Here is a 19,377-nt window from a genome sequence, read left to right on the forward strand (position 1 = left end):
CAACTCACTGTTGCGATAATTCAGGACGGGAGTCCCATGCTGTCGAAACTCGTTCGCGCGGCGGCCCTGCTGTTTCCGGGCCTACTGGCCGGAGCCTTCGGCTACGGCGCGGTCAATGTCCTCTACGCCTTCCGCGAGGTCCCGCTCGATGTCCGATTCACCTTCCATACCGCGCTCATGCGGGTCAACGGCCCGGTCATGCAATCGCTCATGGCCCTGACGATTCTGAGCACCCTGACACTCGCGATCCGCGGCCGAGGCGCGACCCGACTGCTGGCCGCCACCGCCTCGGCCCTGGCGGTGGCGTCCTTCCTCATCACTCGTTTCGGCAACGTCCCGATCAACCAGCACATCAAGGTGTGGGCGATCAGCGGCCCACCCGCCGACTACGCCGCCCAACTGCACCGCTGGGAGATGTTCCACTTCACCCGAACCGGTTGCGCCCTGGTCGCTTTCGTCCTGGCGATCGCCGCGGTCACTCAGCCCTGGCGGTCCGGAACCGGACAGGCGTCGACCGCCTCGGCGACCACCTGGGGCTCGATGGCGGCCGCCGGTCGGGCACCGAGCTCGTAGTCCGCGCCGGTGATGATCGCGGACGCGGCCAGTGCGCTCAATTCCTCCGGATCGTAAACCCTTCCGCGACTGAGGAATCGGAATCCCTCGGGGCTTTCGAGGCTGAATCCCGAACCGCGTCCGGGCACCATATCGAGTACCAGCTGGGTATGCCGCCAGGCGGCGAACTGCGGTCCCGAAATCCACACCGGCGCAATATCTTCCGGTGCAGGCTCGGTGTCGGGCAGCTCATCGGCCCGCAGCCGCAGATCCAGCAGCCCGAGCAGCACATCGGCATCGCCGACGATGAATTCCCCTGCGGGATAACACATCGGCGACGAGCCGTCGCAGCACCCACCGGACTGGTGCAGCATGAGCGGACCGTGCGAATCGCGGAGGCGACGGAGCAGATCCATCGCCGCCGCGGTGGCGCGCACGCGCCGGGGCTCGGGCATCAGAAGAAGCCTTGCGCCTTCGACGCATAGCTGACCAGCAGGTTCTTGGTCTGCTGGTAGTGGTCGAGCATCATGCGGTGGTTCTCGCGGCCGATACCGGACTGCTTGTAACCGCCGAACGCGGCATGTGCCGGGTACTGGTGATAGGTGTTGGTCCACACCCGCCCGGCCTGGATATCGCGCCCGGCCTTGTAGGCCACCCCGCCATCGCGCGACCAGACGCCCGCGCCGAGTCCGTACAGCGTGTCATTGGCGATCTTGATGGCATCGTCGTAATCGGTGAACGAGGTCACCGACACAACGGGTCCGAAGATCTCCTCCTGGAAGATCCGCATGGAATTGCTACCGGTGAACACGGTCGGCTGCACGTAGTAGCCGCCGGACAGATCGCCACCCAGATCCACGCGCTCACCACCGGTGAGCAGGGTCGCGCCCTCACCCTTGCCGATCTCGATATAGGACAGGATTTTCTCCAGCTGATCATTGCTGGCCTGCGCGCCGATCATGGTCTCGGTATCGAGCGGATCTCCCTGCCGCACAGCCTTGGTGCGCACCACGGCCGCGCTCAGGAACTCGTCGTAGATATCGGATTGGATCAGCGCGCGCGACGGACAGGTGCAGACCTCGCCCTGATTGAGCGCGAACATGGCGAAACCCTCGAGCGCGCTGTCCTGGAAATCGTCATTGGCGGCGAGCACATCGGAGAAGAAGATATTCGGGCTCTTACCGCCGAGTTCCAGCGTCACCGGAATCAGGTTCTGCGAGGCGTACTGCATGATCAGCCGCCCGGTGGTGGTCTCACCGGTGAACGCGATCTTCTTGATGCGCGGACTGGACGCGAGCGGTTTACCCGCCTCGACGCCGAAGCCGTTGACGATATTCACCACGCCCGGGGGCAGCAGATCGCCGATGATGCTCATCAGGAACAGGATCGAGGCCGGGGTCTGCTCGGCGGGCTTGAGCACCACGGCGTTTCCGGCGGCGAGCGCGGGCGCGAGCTTCCAGATGGCCATCAGGATCGGGAAGTTCCACGGAATGATCTGCCCGACAACGCCGAGCGGTTCGTGGAAGTGGTAGGCGACGGTCTGGCTGTCGATCTCGGAGATCGAACCCTCCTGCGCGCGAACGGCTCCCGCGAAGTACCGCAGATGATCGATGGCGAGCGGGATATCCGCGGCCATGGTCTCGCGGATCGGCTTGCCGTTATCCCAGCTCTCGGCGAGCGCGATGGCCTCGAGGTTCTCCGCGATCCGATCGGCGATCCTATTGAGGATGAGCGAGCGCTCGGCGACCGTGGTCTTACCCCAGGCGGGTGCGGCGGCGTGCGCGGCGTCCAGCGCGAGCTCGATATCCTCGGCGGTGCCGCGCGCGATCTCGCAGAAGGTCTGCCCGGTCACCGGCGTCGGGTTCTCGAAGTACTGCCCCTTGACGGGTGCGACCCATTCACCACCGATCCAGTTTTCGTAGCGGGACTGGAAGGACATGGCTGCCCCGGTGGTGCCGGGGCGCGCGAAGACGGTCATCGATACTCCTGAATCTGCTGACGGTTCCTGCGATGTCAGATGTGATCCAGGACACTACGAGCGCGCCTGTTGCGCTACCGTTGCATAAAACTGGTCAGATGCCCAATTTGCGGTCTATGAGCGCCAATTGCGCCTCGGCCTGGGCATACATCGGCGAATCCCGGTCCAGCGACGCCAGATACGCGGACCAGGCCGCGATATCCTCGCGCCCGTCCACCGAACTGGTCCAGCGCGCCAGCAAGCGCCGATCACCCGCCGCCAGCAGCGCGGCCCGCACCCGGCAGTGCAATTCGGCGCGCGCCTCCATGATTCCGGGCGCGAGCGAGCGCGGCAGCATCGGACCCGGATACGCGCGCAGCGCCGCCGCCGCGTCACCGTGCGCCAGCGCCCGGCGCACCGCACCGATATCGGTGTCCAGATCCAGCAGCAGCCGATACGGTCGCGACGCCAAACCGTTCGCGCCCACGATCTTTCGCACCCGGGACAATTCCGCGCGCACCGTCACCGGATCCAATTCGGACTCGTCGAGCAGCATCGCCAGATGGTCGGCGCTCAACCCCTCCGGATGATCGGCGAGCAACACCAGAATCTCGGCGTGCCGCTGCGACAGGCGAATTCGCTCACCATCGACGGTGAGCACCGGACGTCCCGCACCGAGCACCTGTAATCGCGCCAATGCGGAATCCGGCGGCGACGGCGCGCCGAGCAACCGCAGTCGCAACTCCGATTCCGCCGCCACCACCGTCGCCCGGATCAACGACAGCATCTCCGGCCCGGCGACTCGCGGCCCGCCGGTGATATCGATCGCGCCGATGACCCGGCCGCTGCTCGGATCGTGCACGGGCGCTGCGGTGCAACTGAATTCGTGCACGGCCCGGCTGAAATGCTCGGCCCCGAAAATCTGGACGTGATGATCCAGCGCGAGCGCGGTTCCCGGCGCATTGGTGCCGACCCGATCCTCACTCCAGTCCGCGCCCTCGACGAAATTCATTCCGGTGGCGCGATCCTTGACCCGGCGATCACCCTCCACCCAGAGCAGTCGGCCCTGTGCGTCACTGATCGCCACCAGCAATCCGGCATCGGCCGCGTCCTCGACGAGCAGTTTGCGGACCACCGGGCGAATCGACGCCGTGGGATGGGTTGCCCGATAGCGCTTCAACTCGGGTGCGGTCAAATCCACCGCACCGCCGAAACCATCCGGATCCACCCCGTTGCTGCGGCTGCGCCGCCACGAATCCAGCACCACCGACCGCACCGAATCCCCGCCCGGGCGCACCGTCGGAAGCTGGCGGCCGTCGATAAAGGAGTTGTGCGCGAACGACATTCGCAACGCCAGCTGCGTGACGTCGTCATCCGGCCGGACGGCAACCCACGGGCTGCCCTGCGCAACAGTGCTCAATCGCTGTCCTTCACGTTCCCCCGTCTTCCACTGTAACGCCGAACGCGAAAGTGGCGGGCGGCCTTCGCCGATCGCCGCGTGTCGAGCGGGCACACCGAATTTCGCCGGTGTTAGCATCGCGCGTGCCATCGGAGCGACCTATTCGCCTATTCGATTCGGCATTCCATGATTTCGACCTGAGTCATTTCGCGCACGGTTTCGAATAACCCAAGAAAGGGCCGAATACATATGCTGGCGCTCCTCGGAATAGCGGTCGTCTCCGTGATGACCCTCATGCCCCAGGCGGTCACGGAGACCGTCACCAGGGTCCTGGCCTTCATCGGCTGATACCGGTCCGCCGTAGGCTCGTAATCATGCGAATCGCAATCATCGGCGGACACGGGCAGATAGCACTCCAGCTCACCGGACTGCTCAGCGAACGCGGGCAGCAGGTGGTGGGCGTGATCCGGAATCCGGACCACGCGGCGGAGGTCGAGGCGGCGGGCGGCGAGCCCGTCGTGCTCGATCTCGAACAACGGGGCGCGGCGGAACTCGCGGCCGCGCTGCAGGGCGTAGACGCGGTCGTGTTCGCGGCCGGTGCCGGACCCGGCAGCGGGACCGAACGCAAGTACACGGTCGACCGGGACGGGTCGGTGCGGCTCGCCGAAGCCGCCGAACAGGCCGGAATCCGGCGATTCCTCCAGATCTCCACCATGGGCGCGGGCAAACCCGCCACCGGGGGCGACGAATCGTGGATCGCCTACATCGACGCTAAAACCCAGGCGGAGAACGATCTTCGCGCCCGCGACCTGGACTGGACGATTCTGCGGCCGGGACGGCTGCTCGATGACGCTCCCACCGGGGCGGTCCGGCTCGCCGACACCGTCCCCGCCGGAAGCATTCCCCGCGCCGATGTGGCGGCCGTGCTGTCCGAATTGCTGGTCACCGGCGCGGGAGCGGGCCGGGTCCTCGAATTGATCAGCGGCGACAGCACCGTCGAGGACTCCGTGAAGGCGCTGTAATCGGCGACGCTCTCAGAGCAGCGTGACCGCGTCCGGTCCGTCGCCGATCGTGGCGATCAGGACCGGACGGGTAGCTCGTCCGACGGGTGATCGGTTGTGCCCCAATCGATCCGCCGCGATCCGGACCGCCGCCCGCTGCCCGCAAGCCGAACGGCTGGATGAGCGGGACGCGCCGAAGCGGTAGGGTTCGAAGGGTTTTGCGGTATCGAGGGGCCGAATGGTGCGTGCGGGCGAGGAATTCGCGGGATTTGTGATCGAGCGCCGACTCGGCGGGGGCGGGATGGGCGAGGTGTATCTCGCCCGGCACCCGCGACTGCCCCGGCTGGTGGCGATCAAACTGCTGGCGCGGGAACTGGCCTCGGATGGGCTGACCCGGGCCAGATTCGAGCGTGAGGCCGAACTCGTCGCCCGGCTGGACCATCCGAATATCGTCACCGTGCACGATCGAGGCGTCGAGGACGGGCGACTCTGGATCGCCATGCAATACGTCGACGGGGGCGATGCGTCCGCTGTCGATCCCTTCCACCTGCCGCCCCGGGACGCGGTGCGGATCGCGGCCGAGACCGCCAAGGCCCTGGACCACGCGCATTCGATGGGCGTACTGCACCGCGATGTGAAACCCGCCAATATCCTGCTGACCCGGGAGACACCGGGCCAGAAGCGGCGCATTCTGCTGACGGACTTCGGGATCGGACGCCTGCGCGACGATTCGACGGAATTGACCAGAACCGGCACCCTCGCCGCGACCCTCACCTATGCCTCCCCGGAGCAGCTCTCGGGTGAGGCGCTCGATCACCGCTCCGATCAATATTCGCTGGCGTGCACGCTGTTTCGCCTGCTCACCGGGTCGACGCCGTTCCAGTCCGAGACCGCGGCCGGGGTCGTCGCGGGGCATCTGCAGCATCCGGTGCCACGGCTCACCGATCGGCGGCCGGGGCTGCCCGAGGCATTGAACGAGGTGTTCGAACGCGGTCTGGCCAAACGGCCGGGCGATCGATTCGAATCCTGTCGCGAGTTCGCCGCCGCGGCCGCACGCGCCCTGACCGCCGATCCGGCGGCGACACCGGGGTTCGCACCGGCGACACGGCCCTTCGAGGTCGCCGAACCCGCGAACCTGGCATCCGCGCCGACCCTGGTCACGAGCGCACCGGGCGGCCCGGCCACGCTCGTCCTGCCCGTGGTCGGCGATGTCACCGCGCTGGAAGCGGCACGGCCCCGCAATGATTCGGAACTTCCGACCGACCCCGGAACGCGCACCGATGACGGCGCGGACCTCGACAACGGCAGGACCGCCCGCAACGGTTCGAGGTCCGATTCCGGAGCGCCGCCCGATACCGGATCGAGCGCTGACAGCGGCGCACCGTCCGACAACGGATCGAGGGCGGGCAGCGGCGCACCGGGCCGCACCGACGCCGGGTCCGCCACCGGCGCACGGCGCGATGGCGGCGTACCGGCCGATCGCGGCGCGCGACCGCGCACCCGGCGGATCGCGGCGGGAGCCGGAGCACTGGTCGTGGTGATCGCGGCGGCCTGCGGAATCTTCTGGGCGGCACATGATTCCGCCGCCCGGCCGAAGATCTCGCCACCGAACGCGGCAACGCATGCCGCGCTCTATCCCGGCTTCACCCCGCTCACCCGGATCGATGTGAACGGCAACCCGGTCGAGGAAACGAAATCGGTGCTGGATCCGGCCAATGACGGCAGGCTGTTCTGTAAACCGGTATCGATCGCGGCGGCGCTGCCGCTATCCGGTAAGGATGCGTCATTGGGGCGCAATGTGATCGGCGGCGTCCGACTGGCGGTCAACCAGTTCCTGCGGGGCGGGAACAATGCCTGCCCGGTCACCCTGCGCGAATTCGATACCGCCGGTGATCAGGAGACCGCCATGCAGGCGGCGGCACGCATCGCCGATGACGAATCCATTGTCGCGGTGATCGGTCCCGCGCTGTCGGGGGAGGTCATCGCGGCGGGCAGCACCCTGGACGAGGCGGGACTGCCGTTCCTCACCCCGGTGGCGACCAATCCCCTACTGGCGCAATGGCGCTGGTCCGGCTTCTTCCGCGGGCTGGCCAATGACCACGCCCAGGGCCCGGCCGTCGGCCGTTATCTGGCCGAGACGGCGGGCTTCGCACACGTCTGCGTGGTGCGGGACACCGGCGGCGGCTTCGGAAACGAACTGGCCGACAATGTGATCGAGGGCCTCGGCACGGCGAAGTCCTGCGAGGTCAGCATCGACCCCGACGCCGATCCGGCGGCGGCCGTGACCGCCCTCGCGGACGCCCACCCGGACGCGATCTACTACTCCGGCTATGCGAAGGCCGCGGCGAAGCTGCTGACCGAGCTCCGAAATGCCGGTGTATCAGCGACTTTCGTCCTCGGCGACGGTGGATACGATCCGCTGTTCCGCGGCGACGCCGGTGCCGCCGCCAAGGGCGCGATCGTGGCCTGCCCGTGCGGTCCTCCCACCGATCGCTTCCAGACCGACTACCGAACCGCCACCGGCGCGGCTCCGGCCCCGCACGCCGTCGAGGCGTACGACCTCACCGCAATCGTATTGCGAGGCATCGCCTCCGGCCGCGTCACCCGGGCGGACCTGCGCACGTATCTGCACAACTATCACGGCGACGGCATAGCGCACACCTACTCCTGGTCCGCCACCGGCGAACTCACCGACCCAAGCGTCTGGCTCTACCGACTGGACTGAGCCGAAGTTCACCGGCGCTGGAACGGTGGTCGAATATCCCTGCGGGAGTTGATCATCAGCTTGGACAGGATCGATGCGACCTGGGAATCCACCGTGCGCACGGAGGTGCCGCGCCGCGCGGCGATCGCGGCGTTGGTGAATCCCGCCGCGACCAGCGTTGCCACCTGTTGCTCCGCACTGGTCAGCGCACTCCACGCCCGCGCGTGTTCCGGAGAAGGGTTCGGCTCGGACGCGGTCGCAGGTGTGGACTCCAGCGAGTTCGTGAACCTGTGTGCCGACTCAAGCGCGGGCATGCCGGGTTGAGCGAGGTGATCAGTGTCGGAGCAGGCAGCAAGCAGTCGCCCGGCATCGGGGATCGCCGCACCCTCGCTCGCCACCGTCCGGAAAGCCCTGTCCCCCAGTACCTTCGTCGCCACCTCGACCGCTTCGGCGGTGATTTCCGCGAACGGACGCAGATTGGCGACCTCGAAACCCAATCGGCGGCGCAGTTCCGCGGTGCCGCCCAGCAGCCGCGCGATATCGAGCGCCCACGGCACCGCCCGAGCATCGAGGGCAGACGGCAGCGCGGTGATCAACCGGGAAAGAATCCACGCCCGGATATGCAGCCCCCACACCCCGCCCCAGTGATCGCGCATCGGAATCTGCCAGGCCAGCCCCGCATCACACAGTGCGAGAGCCGCTTTCGGATCACCGTGCGCGCACACCGCGATGGCGCGCGCGAATCGAGCCCACGTGATCGCCCATTGCGCCCCGGCCGCCACCATCCGCTCCGACTGCGCGCCGGTGACCGCGAGCGCCTGCTCGGCGGTGCCGTGGAACGCCGCCGACAGCGCCTCGAACAATCCGCTCATGGCGGCGCCACCGGGATCGCCCGCCGCCTCGAACTTATCGACCGCTCGCGAAAGCACCACCGCCGCAACGGGATCGGCATGCACCAACCACAGCGTTCCGCCCCATAGATACTCGACCGCGGCGGGCAGTCCGTGATCGACGGCCGGGTCCAGCCGGTCGGAGCCGGTCACCATGGCGCTGTCACGATCGGCAGTCGAATGCATTCGATCCGAACCGATTTCGGCCGTTCCACTGTCGTCGAGGACATCGGGCCGGATGCCGTCCGGCAGGCTCGCGGCCACGCATTCGGTCAGAATCTGCTCGGCCTCACCGGGCAGACCCTGACACAGGCTGAGCCAGCCGATCAGCGCGCGGGTCGACACCTCCAGTTCGGGCGGGCAGTGTCCCGATGCGCACGCCGCCGACAATGCGCGCTCGATCAGACTTCGCGATTCGCGTAAAGAGCCGCGCAGGAATGGGATTCGCGAGGTGGCGAGTCCGACCGCCATTTCCAGGCCGATGACCGCCCGGTCCGGATCGGCCAGACTGCCCTCGACGGCGCACAGGATGTTGTCCCACGCCGCCCGGGTCCGGACCAGCAGCTCCTGTTCGCGCGGGCTGACCCAGCCGGTGCTCACCGCCAGCACCTGATCTCGGTAATAGTCGCGATGCCGGGCGGTCAGCTCGAGCCATTCCCCGGACTCGATCAGGCGCTCCCGCGCGAATACCTGGAAGCTCTCCAGCAGCGAGAATCGCGCGGTCTCGCCGCCGAGGTGAATCGACACCAGCGAACGATCGACCAGCTGTTCCAGCAGATCTGCGATCTCATACCGCTCCAAGCCACCCGAATCGGCTCCGGCACAGACCGATTCGATCGCTTCGATATCGGCCCCGGTCTCCGAGGCCGAACCGCCGTCCCGATCGCCCCCGTCCCGATCGGCGTCATAGCCGGTCGCGAACACCGCCAGCCGCGCGAACAGCAGGCGTTCCTTCGGCTCGCACAGCTCATACGACCAGCCGATGACCGCGCCGATATCGCGATGCCGCTCATCGACGCCCACCCGGAACCCCGGCGACCAGCGCAGCCTGCGGTCTGCCTCGGCGCCGCCCAGATCGCGCAGCACCATCGCCGGAGACTGGTAGCGCAGTCGCGCCGCCGCCAGCCGGATGTACAGCGGGAAATAGTGCAGATGCCAGCAGATCTGCCGCACCACGGCGGTATCGCCCTCCCCCACCGGCCGCCCCGACAGCTCCGCACGCTGCCGGAACAGCGTCATCGCCTGATTCCAGGCCAGCGGGGGAACAACGGCGATGTGCTCCTCGGCCCAGCCGATCGCGGTCCGGCTGGTGGCCAGCACCGACAAACCGGGAATGGTTCCGAGCAGATCCGCGATCACCAGTCCCGCTGCCGCGAGCAGATGTTCGCAATTGTCCAGCACCACAACTGTTCGCCGGGCCGCCTCGTCCATGTCGGCTGGGCCGGCCGGGCGTTCGAGGGCGTCGATCAGCGCCTGTCGCCCGGTGCGTCCGGAGAAGTCGCCTTCCAGCACCGCACCGGCGATCTCGTCCATCACCACGGCCGCGCTCGCATCCCGGGGCAGTCGGGCCAGATGCACCCAATACACCGGCAGCCGAGGGTCTGCGCGCAGCTGCGCGGCGATCGCCATGGCCAGCCGGGTCTTACCGATGCCGCCGGGCCCGACCAGTGTCACCAGCCGCGCGGAGCCCGCGAGCAGGGTTGTCACGCGGTCCAGTTCGCTGTCACGCCCGATGAATCCGTCGGTGCCCATCGGCATACCGACGCCGAATGGATCAGGACCTACCGACACGAAGCGGAAGCCTAGAGGTTCGGAGCCGCGACGGCCCGTCCGACCTCGGACTACGTGCGAAGGACCGGTCGCGTAGGTAGCTCCCAGCGGCGATTGCGGATGTGCCCGGACCAGTTCTTCACCCAGGATCGACCAGACCCGTATCCACCGAACCGAAAGGTACGACATGCTTTCCGCGCGGTGTCACCGAGAATCCGGCCCGCGATGCCCGTGATCACCGGCACCACCTCGACCCGGCTGGCCGGACTGATCCGCACCACCGCGCTCACCGCCGGGGTTCCGGCCACCGAACTCGACGCGATCAGCCCGAGCGTGAACCCGGCCGTCCTGGCCGACGATCAGCTGCGGGTGCCGACCGAATGGGCCTGGCGGGCCTGGGAACTCATCGACGCGACCGCGGGTCCCGGCTCCGGCCTGCTCGCCACCGCCGCGGCCGGGCACGGCGGCCTGCACGTCTGGGATTACCTGTTCACCTGCGCCCCGACCCTGGCGGAAAGCGTGCGCATCGCGATCGGATTGCGCGGAGTTGTCACCGATCCCGGGGTCGACTGGGTGGTGGAGGAGGACGGGCGGCTGCTCACCATCCGGGAAACCACCGCCATCGAACCCGACGGGGTGCTGCCACCCATCCAGGAATTCATGCTCTCGATCATGCTGCGCCGCGTGCGCGAGGCCACCGGGCAGCGGCTGGTGCCGGTGCGAGTGGCGTTCAGCCACAACGCAACTCACCGCCACCGGCACCTGGTCGACGAATTCGGTACCACCCGAATCGATTTCGGCGCACCCTGCGCGGAGATCACCTTCCTGGACGCGGGCGACCTGCCCACCGGCACCGACCCGTACCTGGGCGCGATGGTCCGCAAGTACGCCGAGTTGCTGCTGACGACATCGCGACCGGCTCCGGACTGGCGAACCACATTGCACGACACCGTCATCGGCGCGCTCCACGACGGCGACACCAGCCTCGAGGGAGCCGCACGACGCCTCAAGATCAGCCCGCGCACACTACAGCGCCGACTGTACGAACTGGGCACCAGCTGGCGGCAGGAAGTCGAATCGGTCCGGCGCGACAATGCGATCCAGCTCATGCGGCACACCGATCTGCCGGTGCAGTCGGTCGCGGCCCGGCTCGGCTACACCGACGCCCGCACCCTGCGCCGCGCCATCCGCCGCTGGTCCGGCCAGGGCGTCACCGACTTCCGGCGCGACCTGCGCGACACCGATTCGATCGGATCCCCCGGGTCATCCGGGATCCGGCGTTAGAGCTACGCCATGTAACAGATACCATCTGGTTCGTGGCAAAGCTGAATGTCTCCGTAGACGTCCCCATCCCGCCCGATCAGGCTTGGGCACACGCCTCCGACCTGCCCGAACTCGACAAATGGCTGACCCTGCACGAGGGCTGGCGCGGTCCGATACCCGCCGACCTCACCCCCGGCACCCGCCTCATCGGCGTGGCCACCGTCAAAGGCTTCCGCAACCGCGTCACCTGGGTGGTGAAAACGGCCGAACCCCCGAACCGCCTGGTACTCAACGGTTCCGGCATCGGCGGCACCAAATTCGGCATCGAACTCCGCGTCGCGCCGAGCCCGTCCGGTTCGAAGGTCACCGCCGATTTCAGCCTCGGCGGCGCACCCCTGTTCGGCCCCATCGGCTCGGCCGTCGCCCGCGCCCTCCGCGGCGACGTCGAACGCTCCCTGGACAATTTCGTCAAGCTCTACGGCTGACCCGAAACAGAAGAATGGCCCGGAACCTGGGGTTCCGGGCCATTCTTCGTAGTAGCGGGGACAGGATTTGAACCTGCGACCTCTGGGTTATGAGCCCAGCGAGCTACCGAGCTGCTCCACCCCGCGTCGGGTGAAGAAGACGTTACCCCGGGGTGTACACATTCTCCAAAACGGGCGAAGGGGGCGAGGTCAGGCGGCTTCGGGGCGGACGCCGCCGGAGGCCAGGGTGAGGATTTCCTTGTTGCCGTCGGCCCAGGTGGGGGTCATGGCGATGTCGTTGATGAGCCAGCGGTCCGCGGTGCGGAGCAGGCCGATGCGGTAGGTGCCGCCCAGGGTCCAGCGGGGGGAGCCGAAGGGGTTGGCCAGCAGGTGAATTGCCTGGAAGACGGCGGTCAGGACGGCGGTGTCGCCGTCGATTTGGACCAGATGGTTGGCGAGCAGGTGCTGGGTGGCGTCGAAAGCGCCGAGCAGGCGAGACCAATCGGCGTGGATTTGTGCGGGGGTGACGTGGGCGGGGTCTCCGCCCCAGATGGCGGTGTAGTCGAGGCGTACGGAATCTGCGAAGACGGCGGGGAAGGCATCCCAATCGCGAGTGTCTATGCGCCACATCATGGTGGTGGCGGCATCGATCACGTCGGCACGATCCTGGGCTGAAGTCATGGCGGTACTCCTATGTAATCAGTTGAGGGGGAGAAGATTTCGGGCGTCGAAGACGCGGTGCGCCACGGTCATCGCGGCGAGCACCCGGGGGAAGCCCGCATACGGCAGTGCCTGGATGACCGTCTCGACCAGATCCTGCGGCGCGACACCGACATTGAGCGCGGTGATCAGGTGGGCTTCCAATTGCGGATCGGTGGAACCCAGGCCGATGAGGACGCCGAGGATCACCAGTTCGCGACGGCCGGCGTCCAGGCCGGGGCGGGCATGGATATCGCCGTAGGCGAATTCGACGGCGTAGCGACTCAGATCGGGAGCGATATCGGCGAGGGCGTCGTAGACGCGGTGGCGGGCTGCGGTGGGGCCGCCCAATTCGGCCAGGCGGGCCATACCTCGTTCGTAGCGGTCGGGCATGGGATCAGCGTGCCGGGTGCGCGCGGGCGGACCCAGATCCTCCTTGTTCCGGGTACTCCGAGGGCCAGGCTCACCGAATTCGGGCAGACTGGGCGGTATGGCCGCACACAATCCGCTGGGGGAATTCCTGCGCTCCCGGCGGGCCCGCATCACTCCCGAACAGGTCGGACTGCGCGCGGGCGCCTCGGGGCGGACGCGGCGGCGGGTGGCCGGACTGCGCCGGGAGGAACTGGCGCAGCTGGCGGGAATCAGCGTGGAGTACTACCAACGGCTCGAACAGGGCCGGGCCAATCACCCCTCGAACGAAGTTCTCGACGCGCTCGCCGAGGTACTGCGCCTGGACGCCACCGAACGCGGATACCTGGGCAGGCTCGCCAATCCGGCGCGAAATCAGCTGCCGCGGATCACTTCCGCCGAGGTGCGGCCGCAATTGCGGAGCATGCTGGACCTGGTCGACAAGGTGCCCGCACTGGTGATCACCGATCGATTCGATGTGCTCGCGGCCAACACGCTCGCCGGACGACTGTTCGAGCCGATCTCGAATGTGCTGCGGGACAATGGGAATCTGGCGCGCACCCTATTCCTGGAGACTGCCGCGCGGGACTTCTACGTGGAGTGGGACGAGGTGGCGGCGGCCACGGTCGCCGCGCTGCGACTCACGGCGGGCGACCATCCAGAGGATCTCGAACTGACCGCGCTGCTCGACGAGCTATCCACCGGCAGTGCGGAATTCACCGAACTCTGGTCGGCGGGCGAGGTCGCGGTGCGCACGCACGGCTCCAAGAATTTCCGCCATCCCACCGTCGGCGTCCTGACCCTGAATTACGAAAACCTGGAATTGCCGGGGGATCTGCGCCAGCGCCTGGTCACCTTCAGCCCGGATCCCGCCACCGCGACCGATGCCGCGCTCCGGGTGCTCGGGTCACAAACCTATGTGAGCCGCTGAACCGGAGACAGGCCCCGCAGCAGCTGCGCGTCCACGACCAGCGCGGTGGTGTTATCCCTGCCGCCATTGGCCAGCGCCGTCTCGACCAGCGCCTCGGCGGTGTGACCGGCCGAATTGTCAGCTGCCAGCAGAGCTTTGATCGCCACCATATCCAGCTTCTTGCCCACGCCGTCACTGCACAGCAGTAGTCGCCCGGCACTCGAACCGGTGGCGGCCTGACCGATCTGATCGGGTTCCACGGTGCGCGCGGATGTGGTCACCAGGTGGGCCATACCCGGCATCGGCTCATGACCGCGGGACCGGAAGTATTCGGCCACAGTGTGATCGGTGGTGATGCGCTGGAGCGCCCGGCCATTCCAGCGGTACGCCCGGCAGTCACCGACCCACGCGATATCGGTCGGGCCATCGGGCTGTCCGCCCGCCGGAAGCACCGCCACCACCAGCACGCTGTCGGCAGCCGACTCGGGCAGCTCGCGCAGCAATTCCTGCTGTGCGGCAAGGATTCCGGCGCGCGCACCGTGTACCACCGCCACCCGCGATGCGGTCCGGGCCACCAGCCGCGCGGCCCGCGCCGCCGCCAGATGATCGCCGACGCCGTCCGCGACGACGAAAGCCGTTCGGCCCGAACGTTCATCGGTGAAGGTGGCCACCGCGTCGGCGTTGATGGTGCGTGATCCGATCCGGCTCACCGCCGCACCCGCCACCCTGCCCAGCCACGCCTGGTCTGCGGGTTCCACCGGATCTCCGGCGCCGATCTCGAACGCCTCGCTGTGCATGGCCCCTCCTGGGACTCGGCCTCACGGGGTGCTGTGGACCAGCACTCCCTCATTCAACGGCCGAAAACCGTGCGCTACTCCCGATTTGCCTGTGTGATTGCTGTGGAAACCGGCAAAAGCCGAGATCAGAACGTTATCGGGGATCAGTGCGCGGTCTGCGCGACCACGAAGATCCGGCGGAACGGTAGCCAGGTCGCACCGTCCGGCTGCTGCGGATACGCCTCGCGCAGCAGGGGTGCGAGCTGGGCGCGGAACTCGGCCCAGGCCGTGTCATCGAGCACATCGCGGACGGGGGTGAGCGCCGTGCCGGTGACCCACTCCAGGACCGGATCCGGACCGGTCAATCGCTGCAAATAGGTTGTCTCCCAAGCGTCGACGGCACACCCCTGCGCGGTCAGCACCTGGGCGTATCCGGCCGGATCGAGTACCGCGCGCGGCTCCAGCAGCCCCGCGGGAGCCAGTCGCTCCCGCCACTGTTCCGTACCGGCCAATGTGCGAATCGCGAGATGTGAAGGCGCGTCGAAGTTTCCGGGCACCTGGAACGCCAGCCACGCCCCGGCGGGCAGCTCCCGCGCCCACGTCGCGATCAACTCCGGATGACCGGGCACCCACTGCAATACCGCATTGGTCACCACCACATCGGTATCCGGGCCGGGCCGCCACTCCCGCACATCCACCAGTCGCGCGTCGATACCGCGCGCCCGCGCCGCCGCCACCATCTCCGGAGAGGAATCGGAGGCCTCCAGCGCCGCGTCCGGCCACCGCTCCCCCAGCGTCAGCGTCAGATTGCCGGGGCCGCACCCCAGATCCACCACGCGGCGCGGCTGCTCGGCCCGCACCCGCTGCACCAGATCGAAGAACGGCCGCGCCCGATGATCATCGAAGGCCAGATACTGCCGCGGATCCCACATGGCAGCCACCCTAATCCGCCGGGTGCACGCGGTCGCGCGAGCGCGCGCGGCATATGCCGAAACGAGAGAAGGCCCTCGAAGAATGATCTTCGAGGGCCTTCTCGCTAGTAGCGGGGACAGGATTTGAACCTGCGACCTCTGGGTTATGAGCCCAGCGAGCTACCGAGCTGCTCCACCCCGCGTCGGTGAACACAACATTACACACGGCTCGCAGTCAGTACCAAATCGTATGGTCAGGGGCGGTTTCTTCGATTGCCGGTCCGATCTTGAAGGCGGCGCGGGGCGGGTTCCAACCATCCGGATGGTTGCAAAACGGAGGTCTTGGGCAGAAAAACCTCCGCCTGGGAAGCCCTTCCTGCGCGCGTGTCCCGCGAAACGCGCCCGAAACGTGACTGGAGTCACATTTTCACAGTGAGTTGAATCACATCACGAGCATGTAACAGACCGATCGGATCTACGAATTGCAGCATAGCCAACCTGCATGAAGGCTATTTTTTCGGTTATTCGCTTCATGCAATTCCGAAGTTATCAAGACGTGATCTGTCGAGATTCCCCCGTTATCGTCAGTCTCGGCCCGGATCAAACCCGTGATGGGCACCGCACCGAACCGCCGCACGCCGGAAACCCTGTCCCGCGGTTTGGTACCCAGAGCCCCTGGGGACAGGGACACGGCAGCAAAACGCCTGGTCGGTCGTTCGCAGGGAGGGAAAAACACCATGAAACAGAACCGGAAGATCAACACCCGCGCCCTCGGCCTCCTCGCCGTCACCGGTGCACTTGTTGCCGTCCCGTTCGGCTTCTCCGCGACCGCCTCGGCAGCCCCCGCCCACGACTGGGACGGCGTCGCCCAGTGCGAGAGCGGCGGTAACTGGGGTATCAACACCGGCAACGGCTACTACGGCGGCCTGCAGTTCTCGCCCAGCACCTGGTCGGCACACGGCGGCCAGGGCAGTGCGGCCAACGCCTCCAAGGCCGAGCAGATCCGCGTGGCCGAGAACGTGCTCGCGAGCCAGGGCGTCGGCGCCTGGCCGGTCTGCGGCCAGTACCTGCGCGCCGGTGCCTCCGAGCCCGAGCCGGAGCCCGTCGTCGAGCCCGCGCCCGCCCTCCCCGCGCCCGCCCCGGTCAGCGATAAGCAGGTCCTGATCGATCAGGCCAAGACCGCCGCCGGTGGCCTCGCCCAGCAGTTCGGCGTGCAGGATCAGTACCAGCAGGTGCTGGATCAGAACGCCTCGCTCATCGAGTCCTGGGGCCGCTGAGCGCCCCTGGCCCACTGAGCCCGCGCACTCCTTCCCCATACCGGAAGTGACAGGAAAGCGCTGCCGTCGCCCATGACGGCAGCGCTTTTCTTGTCCAGCAGGGCAATTCGCTCAGTTGGCGAACTCCGCGCGGTGCGCGAGCGCCCAGTCACGGAAGCTGCGCGGCGGGCGACCGGTCAGCTGTTCGACGGTCGGATGCACCACCGAGGTGAAGGACTCCAGCGCGGTGGCGCGCAAGGCCGTGATGGCATCGGCCATCTCCGGCGAGACGCCGAAACCGATGATGGCCGAGCGTGATTCGTCCGCCGAGGTCTCGACGTAGTGCAGCGGGCGGCCCAAGACCTCGGCGAGGATATCGGTCTGCTCACCCGGTGAGAGCGGCTGCGGGCCACTGAGGGTGTACACCTGGCCTGAATGTCCCTGTTCGACAAGGGATCTCCCCGCGACGGCGGCGATGTCCACCGGGTCCACCACCGCGATGCGGCCCTGGCCGAACGGGGCGCGCACCGTATCGGCGGCGCGGATGCCGGGAGCCCAGTGCAGGGCATTGGACATGAAACCCAAGGGGCGCACCATGGTCCACGGGATCCCGCTCGCCCGGACCGCGTCCTCACCGGCACGATGCCACATCGGGATCGGATCGGTCGCGGCATCGTCCCCGGCCCGGCCCGAGGACAGTTTCACGATCCGGCTCACACCCGAATCCGCCGCCGCGGCAGCGATATTCGCATCATGCTTGGGCAGTTCGGGTCCGCTCGACAACAGGAACACGCTCTCGACACCGCGCATCGCGGGGACCAGACTGTCCGGCTCACCGAGATCACCGCGCACCACCTCGACCTCGGCGGGCAGTCCCGCGGTCTCCGGACGGCGGACCAGCGCACGCACCGGCGCGCCCAGTTCGAGCAATCCGTCGATCACGGCTCGGCCAACGGTTCCGGTTGCTCCGGTCACAAGAATCATCACGCACTCCAGCTCTTCAGCGGCTCTTCGCGGGGTTGATCACCGCGCTGGAACCAGCCTGTTCCAAGCGCCGGGCAACATCCATGAACGAGATTCGAATCGCGGGGATATTCCATATCAGCCGCGAATGCGATGATTTCTTCCATGCTGGATGAGATCGACCGCGGACTGATCCACGCCCTGCACCTCGATGGGCGCGCCACTTTCCATCGGATAGGCGAGGTGCTCGGCGTCTCGACCCAAACCGTCTCGCGCCGCTACGCACGCCTGCGTGAGACGGCGGGGTTGCGCGTGGTCGGCCTCGCGGACCCCGCGCGCACCGGAACCACACAGTGGCTGGTGCGCCTCACCACGACTCCCCCGGCGTCCCGTCAACTCGCCGAAATCCTTGCCCAGCGCGCCGATACGACCTGGGTCATGCTCACCTCCGGCGGCACCGAGATCTTCCTGATAGTGGATGCCCCCGAATCCGGCACGCCCGAGCTACTCCTGCACGACCTCCCCCGCACCTCGGTGATCACGGGGATCTCGGCACACTATGTCCTGCACACCTACCTGGGCGGTCCCACCGCCTGGCCGGGTCGCCTCACCGTGCTCGACGCAGCACAGCAGTTCGCGCTGGCGGGGCGGCGGCTCGACTCCAACGCGCAAACCGACATCCACGCTGCGGCACAGCGGGATTCGGCCACGGCACCGGGAACGCGCACTGCCGCGCGACGCCCCGCCAGGGCCGAGGAAGAATCACTCCTCGCGGCTCTCCGCTCCGACGGCCGCGCGGGGTTGGCCCGCCTGGCCGACACCACCGGATGGTCGCAATCCACCGTGGCACGACGCATTTCGGAGCTGCGAGCCGACCGCGCGCTGTACTTCGATGTGGAGGTGGACGATCGCGGGCTCGGCGTCACCACCCGCGCGCTGCTCTGGGCCACGGTCGCTCCCAGCCAGCTAGACCGCGTCGCGAAAGCCCTTGCCCAGCATGAGGAATTGGCCTTCCTGGCCGCCACCACCGGCAAGTCGAACCTCATCGCCGAGGCGCTCTGCCCCGACCCCGCCAGCCTGCACACCTACCTGACCCAGCGCCTCGGCGCGTTCGACGCCATCCACACCCTCGAGACCACACCCGTCCTCGCCACGGTGAAGTCCACCTCGCAGCCCACCTCAACGCACCAATCGGCCCGACGCCGCTGAACGAATCTCGAAGGTCTTCACCACATCCGGCACAACATCCCCTCACCACGTCCGGCACGGCCCCTTCGTCATCCCGGCGTGTCCTTGGCCGGGATCCATACCACCGGTACTCCAACGAGATTCAGTGGATCCCGGCCAAAAGCGCGCCGGGATGACGGGGCTGGTGTCCGCCGATGCGCCTCAGGGGCGTGTGCTGGTGGCGAAGGAAAAGGCGCTGCCGTCGTTGTCGACGGCAGCGCCTTTTC

General features: G+C 67.6%; 17 protein-coding genes and 2 tRNA genes. 8 read left to right on the top strand and 11 right to left on the bottom strand.

Annotation, left to right across the window (positions count from 1 at the left end):
- Nucleotides 1-36 precede the first annotated feature (36 nt).
- On the top strand, nucleotides 37-573 hold the full coding sequence (locus ACFC4D_RS39435; protein WP_376071188.1) for an anthrone oxygenase family protein: 537 nt from the start codon (nucleotides 37-39) through the stop codon (nucleotides 571-573).
- On the opposite strand, the gene ACFC4D_RS39440 is transcribed toward ACFC4D_RS39435, so the two are convergent.
- From ACFC4D_RS39440 to ACFC4D_RS39450, 3 genes are all read right to left on the bottom strand, one after another.
- The gene (locus ACFC4D_RS39440; protein ID WP_376071191.1) at nucleotides 480-1,007 is read right to left on the bottom strand and encodes a DUF779 domain-containing protein; all 528 of its coding nucleotides are present in this window, start codon (nucleotides 1,005-1,007) and stop codon (nucleotides 480-482) included. The two genes, ACFC4D_RS39435 and ACFC4D_RS39440, sit on opposite strands and share 94 nt — an antisense overlap.
- Nucleotides 1,007-2,530, bottom strand: a complete 1,524-nt coding sequence (locus tag ACFC4D_RS39445; protein ID WP_376071193.1) for an aldehyde dehydrogenase family protein — start codon at nucleotides 2,528-2,530, stop codon at nucleotides 1,007-1,009. The genes ACFC4D_RS39440 and ACFC4D_RS39445 overlap by 1 nt, the downstream gene beginning before the upstream one ends.
- A gap of 94 nt (nucleotides 2,531-2,624) precedes the next feature.
- A complete protein-coding gene (locus ACFC4D_RS39450; protein ID WP_375966485.1) occupies nucleotides 2,625-3,854 on the bottom strand; it encodes a transcriptional regulator in 1,230 nt (409 codons plus the stop codon).
- Nucleotides 3,855-4,282: 428 nt separating this feature from the next.
- Here ACFC4D_RS39450 and ACFC4D_RS39455 point away from each other — a divergent pair, with 428 nt between their 5' ends.
- Nucleotides 4,283-4,930, top strand: a complete 648-nt coding sequence (locus ACFC4D_RS39455; RefSeq protein ID WP_376071196.1) for an SDR family oxidoreductase — start codon at nucleotides 4,283-4,285, stop codon at nucleotides 4,928-4,930.
- A gap of 217 nt (nucleotides 4,931-5,147) precedes the next feature.
- Nucleotides 5,148-7,634, top strand: coding sequence for an ABC transporter substrate-binding protein (locus tag ACFC4D_RS39460; RefSeq protein ID WP_376071199.1), 2,487 nt, complete (start codon nucleotides 5,148-5,150; stop codon nucleotides 7,632-7,634).
- 8 nt (nucleotides 7,635-7,642) lie between these two features.
- Here ACFC4D_RS39460 and ACFC4D_RS39465 read toward each other — a convergent pair whose 3' ends face one another.
- Nucleotides 7,643-10,294, bottom strand: a complete 2,652-nt coding sequence (locus tag ACFC4D_RS39465; protein ID WP_376071202.1) for an AAA family ATPase — start codon at nucleotides 10,292-10,294, stop codon at nucleotides 7,643-7,645.
- A gap of 204 nt (nucleotides 10,295-10,498) precedes the next feature.
- Between ACFC4D_RS39465 and ACFC4D_RS39470 the strand changes: the two genes are divergently transcribed.
- Both ACFC4D_RS39470 and ACFC4D_RS39475 read left to right on the top strand, forming a co-directional pair.
- Entirely contained in the window at nucleotides 10,499-11,557 is a 1,059-nt protein-coding gene (locus ACFC4D_RS39470) for an AraC family transcriptional regulator ligand-binding domain-containing protein (RefSeq protein ID WP_376071204.1), read from the top strand.
- Between the two features lie 32 nt (nucleotides 11,558-11,589).
- On the top strand, nucleotides 11,590-12,021 hold the full coding sequence (locus ACFC4D_RS39475) for an SRPBCC family protein (RefSeq protein ID WP_375966019.1): 432 nt from the start codon (nucleotides 11,590-11,592) through the stop codon (nucleotides 12,019-12,021).
- 52 nt (nucleotides 12,022-12,073) lie between these two features.
- On the opposite strand, the gene ACFC4D_RS39480 is transcribed toward ACFC4D_RS39475, so the two are convergent.
- The 3 genes from ACFC4D_RS39480 to ACFC4D_RS39490 form a co-directional block, all read right to left on the bottom strand.
- Nucleotides 12,074-12,147 (bottom strand) — tRNA-Met (locus ACFC4D_RS39480).
- Between the two features lie 63 nt (nucleotides 12,148-12,210).
- On the bottom strand, nucleotides 12,211-12,681 hold the full coding sequence (locus tag ACFC4D_RS39485) for a nuclear transport factor 2 family protein (RefSeq protein ID WP_376071207.1): 471 nt from the start codon (nucleotides 12,679-12,681) through the stop codon (nucleotides 12,211-12,213).
- An 18-nt stretch (nucleotides 12,682-12,699) separates the two neighbouring features.
- Complete coding sequence (locus tag ACFC4D_RS39490) at nucleotides 12,700-13,092, bottom strand: carboxymuconolactone decarboxylase family protein (RefSeq protein WP_376071209.1); 393 nt, start codon at nucleotides 13,090-13,092, stop codon at nucleotides 12,700-12,702.
- Nucleotides 13,093-13,189: 97 nt separating this feature from the next.
- On the opposite strand from ACFC4D_RS39490, the gene ACFC4D_RS39495 reads away from it, so the two are divergent.
- Nucleotides 13,190-14,038, top strand: a complete 849-nt coding sequence (locus tag ACFC4D_RS39495; RefSeq protein WP_376071212.1) for a helix-turn-helix domain-containing protein — start codon at nucleotides 13,190-13,192, stop codon at nucleotides 14,036-14,038.
- Here the strand turns inward: ACFC4D_RS39495 and ACFC4D_RS39500 are convergent.
- From ACFC4D_RS39500 to ACFC4D_RS39510, 3 genes are all read right to left on the bottom strand, one after another.
- The gene (locus ACFC4D_RS39500; protein ID WP_364639356.1) at nucleotides 14,023-14,814 is read right to left on the bottom strand and encodes a protein phosphatase 2C domain-containing protein; all 792 of its coding nucleotides are present in this window, start codon (nucleotides 14,812-14,814) and stop codon (nucleotides 14,023-14,025) included. The two genes, ACFC4D_RS39495 and ACFC4D_RS39500, sit on opposite strands and share 16 nt — an antisense overlap.
- A 143-nt stretch (nucleotides 14,815-14,957) precedes the next feature.
- Nucleotides 14,958-15,725, bottom strand: a complete 768-nt coding sequence (locus ACFC4D_RS39505) for a trans-aconitate 2-methyltransferase (RefSeq protein ID WP_376071216.1) — start codon at nucleotides 15,723-15,725, stop codon at nucleotides 14,958-14,960.
- A gap of 108 nt (nucleotides 15,726-15,833) precedes the next feature.
- Nucleotides 15,834-15,907 (bottom strand) — tRNA-Met (locus tag ACFC4D_RS39510).
- Between the two features lie 534 nt (nucleotides 15,908-16,441).
- On the opposite strand from ACFC4D_RS39510, the gene ACFC4D_RS39515 reads away from it, so the two are divergent.
- Nucleotides 16,442-16,981 carry a transglycosylase family protein gene (locus ACFC4D_RS39515; RefSeq protein ID WP_375966001.1) on the top strand — a complete coding sequence of 180 codons (540 nt, stop codon included), beginning with the start codon at nucleotides 16,442-16,444 and terminating at the stop codon, nucleotides 16,979-16,981.
- Nucleotides 16,982-17,092: 111 nt separating this feature from the next.
- Here ACFC4D_RS39515 and ACFC4D_RS39520 read toward each other — a convergent pair whose 3' ends face one another.
- Entirely contained in the window at nucleotides 17,093-17,944 is an 852-nt protein-coding gene (locus tag ACFC4D_RS39520) for an SDR family oxidoreductase (RefSeq protein ID WP_376071219.1), read from the bottom strand.
- A 144-nt stretch (nucleotides 17,945-18,088) separates the two neighbouring features.
- Here ACFC4D_RS39520 and ACFC4D_RS39525 point away from each other — a divergent pair, with 144 nt between their 5' ends.
- Nucleotides 18,089-19,132, top strand: coding sequence for an Lrp/AsnC family transcriptional regulator (locus ACFC4D_RS39525; protein WP_376071222.1), 1,044 nt, complete (start codon nucleotides 18,089-18,091; stop codon nucleotides 19,130-19,132).
- Nucleotides 19,133-19,377: the final 245 nt, after the last annotated feature.

Origin of the sequence: Nocardia sp. NPDC056000 (assembly GCF_042269265.1) — a bacterium.
Classification (GTDB): Bacteria; Actinomycetota; Actinomycetes; order Mycobacteriales; family Mycobacteriaceae; genus Nocardia.

Bases quoted from the DNA above. Each gene is read 5' to 3' on its own strand.
- ACFC4D_RS39435 (WP_376071188.1), top strand. From the start codon at position 37: ATGCTGTCGAAACTCGTTCGCGCGGCGGCCCTGCTGTTTCCGGGCCTA.
- ACFC4D_RS39440 (WP_376071191.1), bottom strand. From the start codon at position 1,007: ATGCCCGAGCCCCGGCGCGTGCGCGCCACCGCGGCGGCGATGGATCTG.
- ACFC4D_RS39445 (WP_376071193.1), bottom strand. From the start codon at position 2,530: ATGACCGTCTTCGCGCGCCCCGGCACCACCGGGGCAGCCATGTCCTTC.
- ACFC4D_RS39450 (WP_375966485.1), bottom strand. From the start codon at position 3,854: ATGTCGTTCGCGCACAACTCCTTTATCGACGGCCGCCAGCTTCCGACG.
- ACFC4D_RS39455 (WP_376071196.1), top strand. From the start codon at position 4,283: ATGCGAATCGCAATCATCGGCGGACACGGGCAGATAGCACTCCAGCTC.
- ACFC4D_RS39460 (WP_376071199.1), top strand. From the start codon at position 5,148: ATGGTGCGTGCGGGCGAGGAATTCGCGGGATTTGTGATCGAGCGCCGA.
- ACFC4D_RS39470 (WP_376071204.1), top strand. From the start codon at position 10,499: ATGCCCGTGATCACCGGCACCACCTCGACCCGGCTGGCCGGACTGATC.
- ACFC4D_RS39485 (WP_376071207.1), bottom strand. From the start codon at position 12,681: ATGACTTCAGCCCAGGATCGTGCCGACGTGATCGATGCCGCCACCACC.
- ACFC4D_RS39490 (WP_376071209.1), bottom strand. From the start codon at position 13,092: ATGCCCGACCGCTACGAACGAGGTATGGCCCGCCTGGCCGAATTGGGC.
- ACFC4D_RS39495 (WP_376071212.1), top strand. From the start codon at position 13,190: ATGGCCGCACACAATCCGCTGGGGGAATTCCTGCGCTCCCGGCGGGCC.
- ACFC4D_RS39500 (WP_364639356.1), bottom strand. From the start codon at position 14,814: ATGCACAGCGAGGCGTTCGAGATCGGCGCCGGAGATCCGGTGGAACCC.
- ACFC4D_RS39505 (WP_376071216.1), bottom strand. From the start codon at position 15,725: ATGTGGGATCCGCGGCAGTATCTGGCCTTCGATGATCATCGGGCGCGG.
- ACFC4D_RS39515 (WP_375966001.1), top strand. From the start codon at position 16,442: ATGAAACAGAACCGGAAGATCAACACCCGCGCCCTCGGCCTCCTCGCC.
- ACFC4D_RS39520 (WP_376071219.1), bottom strand. From the start codon at position 17,944: ATGATTCTTGTGACCGGAGCAACCGGAACCGTTGGCCGAGCCGTGATC.
- ACFC4D_RS39525 (WP_376071222.1), top strand. From the start codon at position 18,089: ATGCTGGATGAGATCGACCGCGGACTGATCCACGCCCTGCACCTCGAT.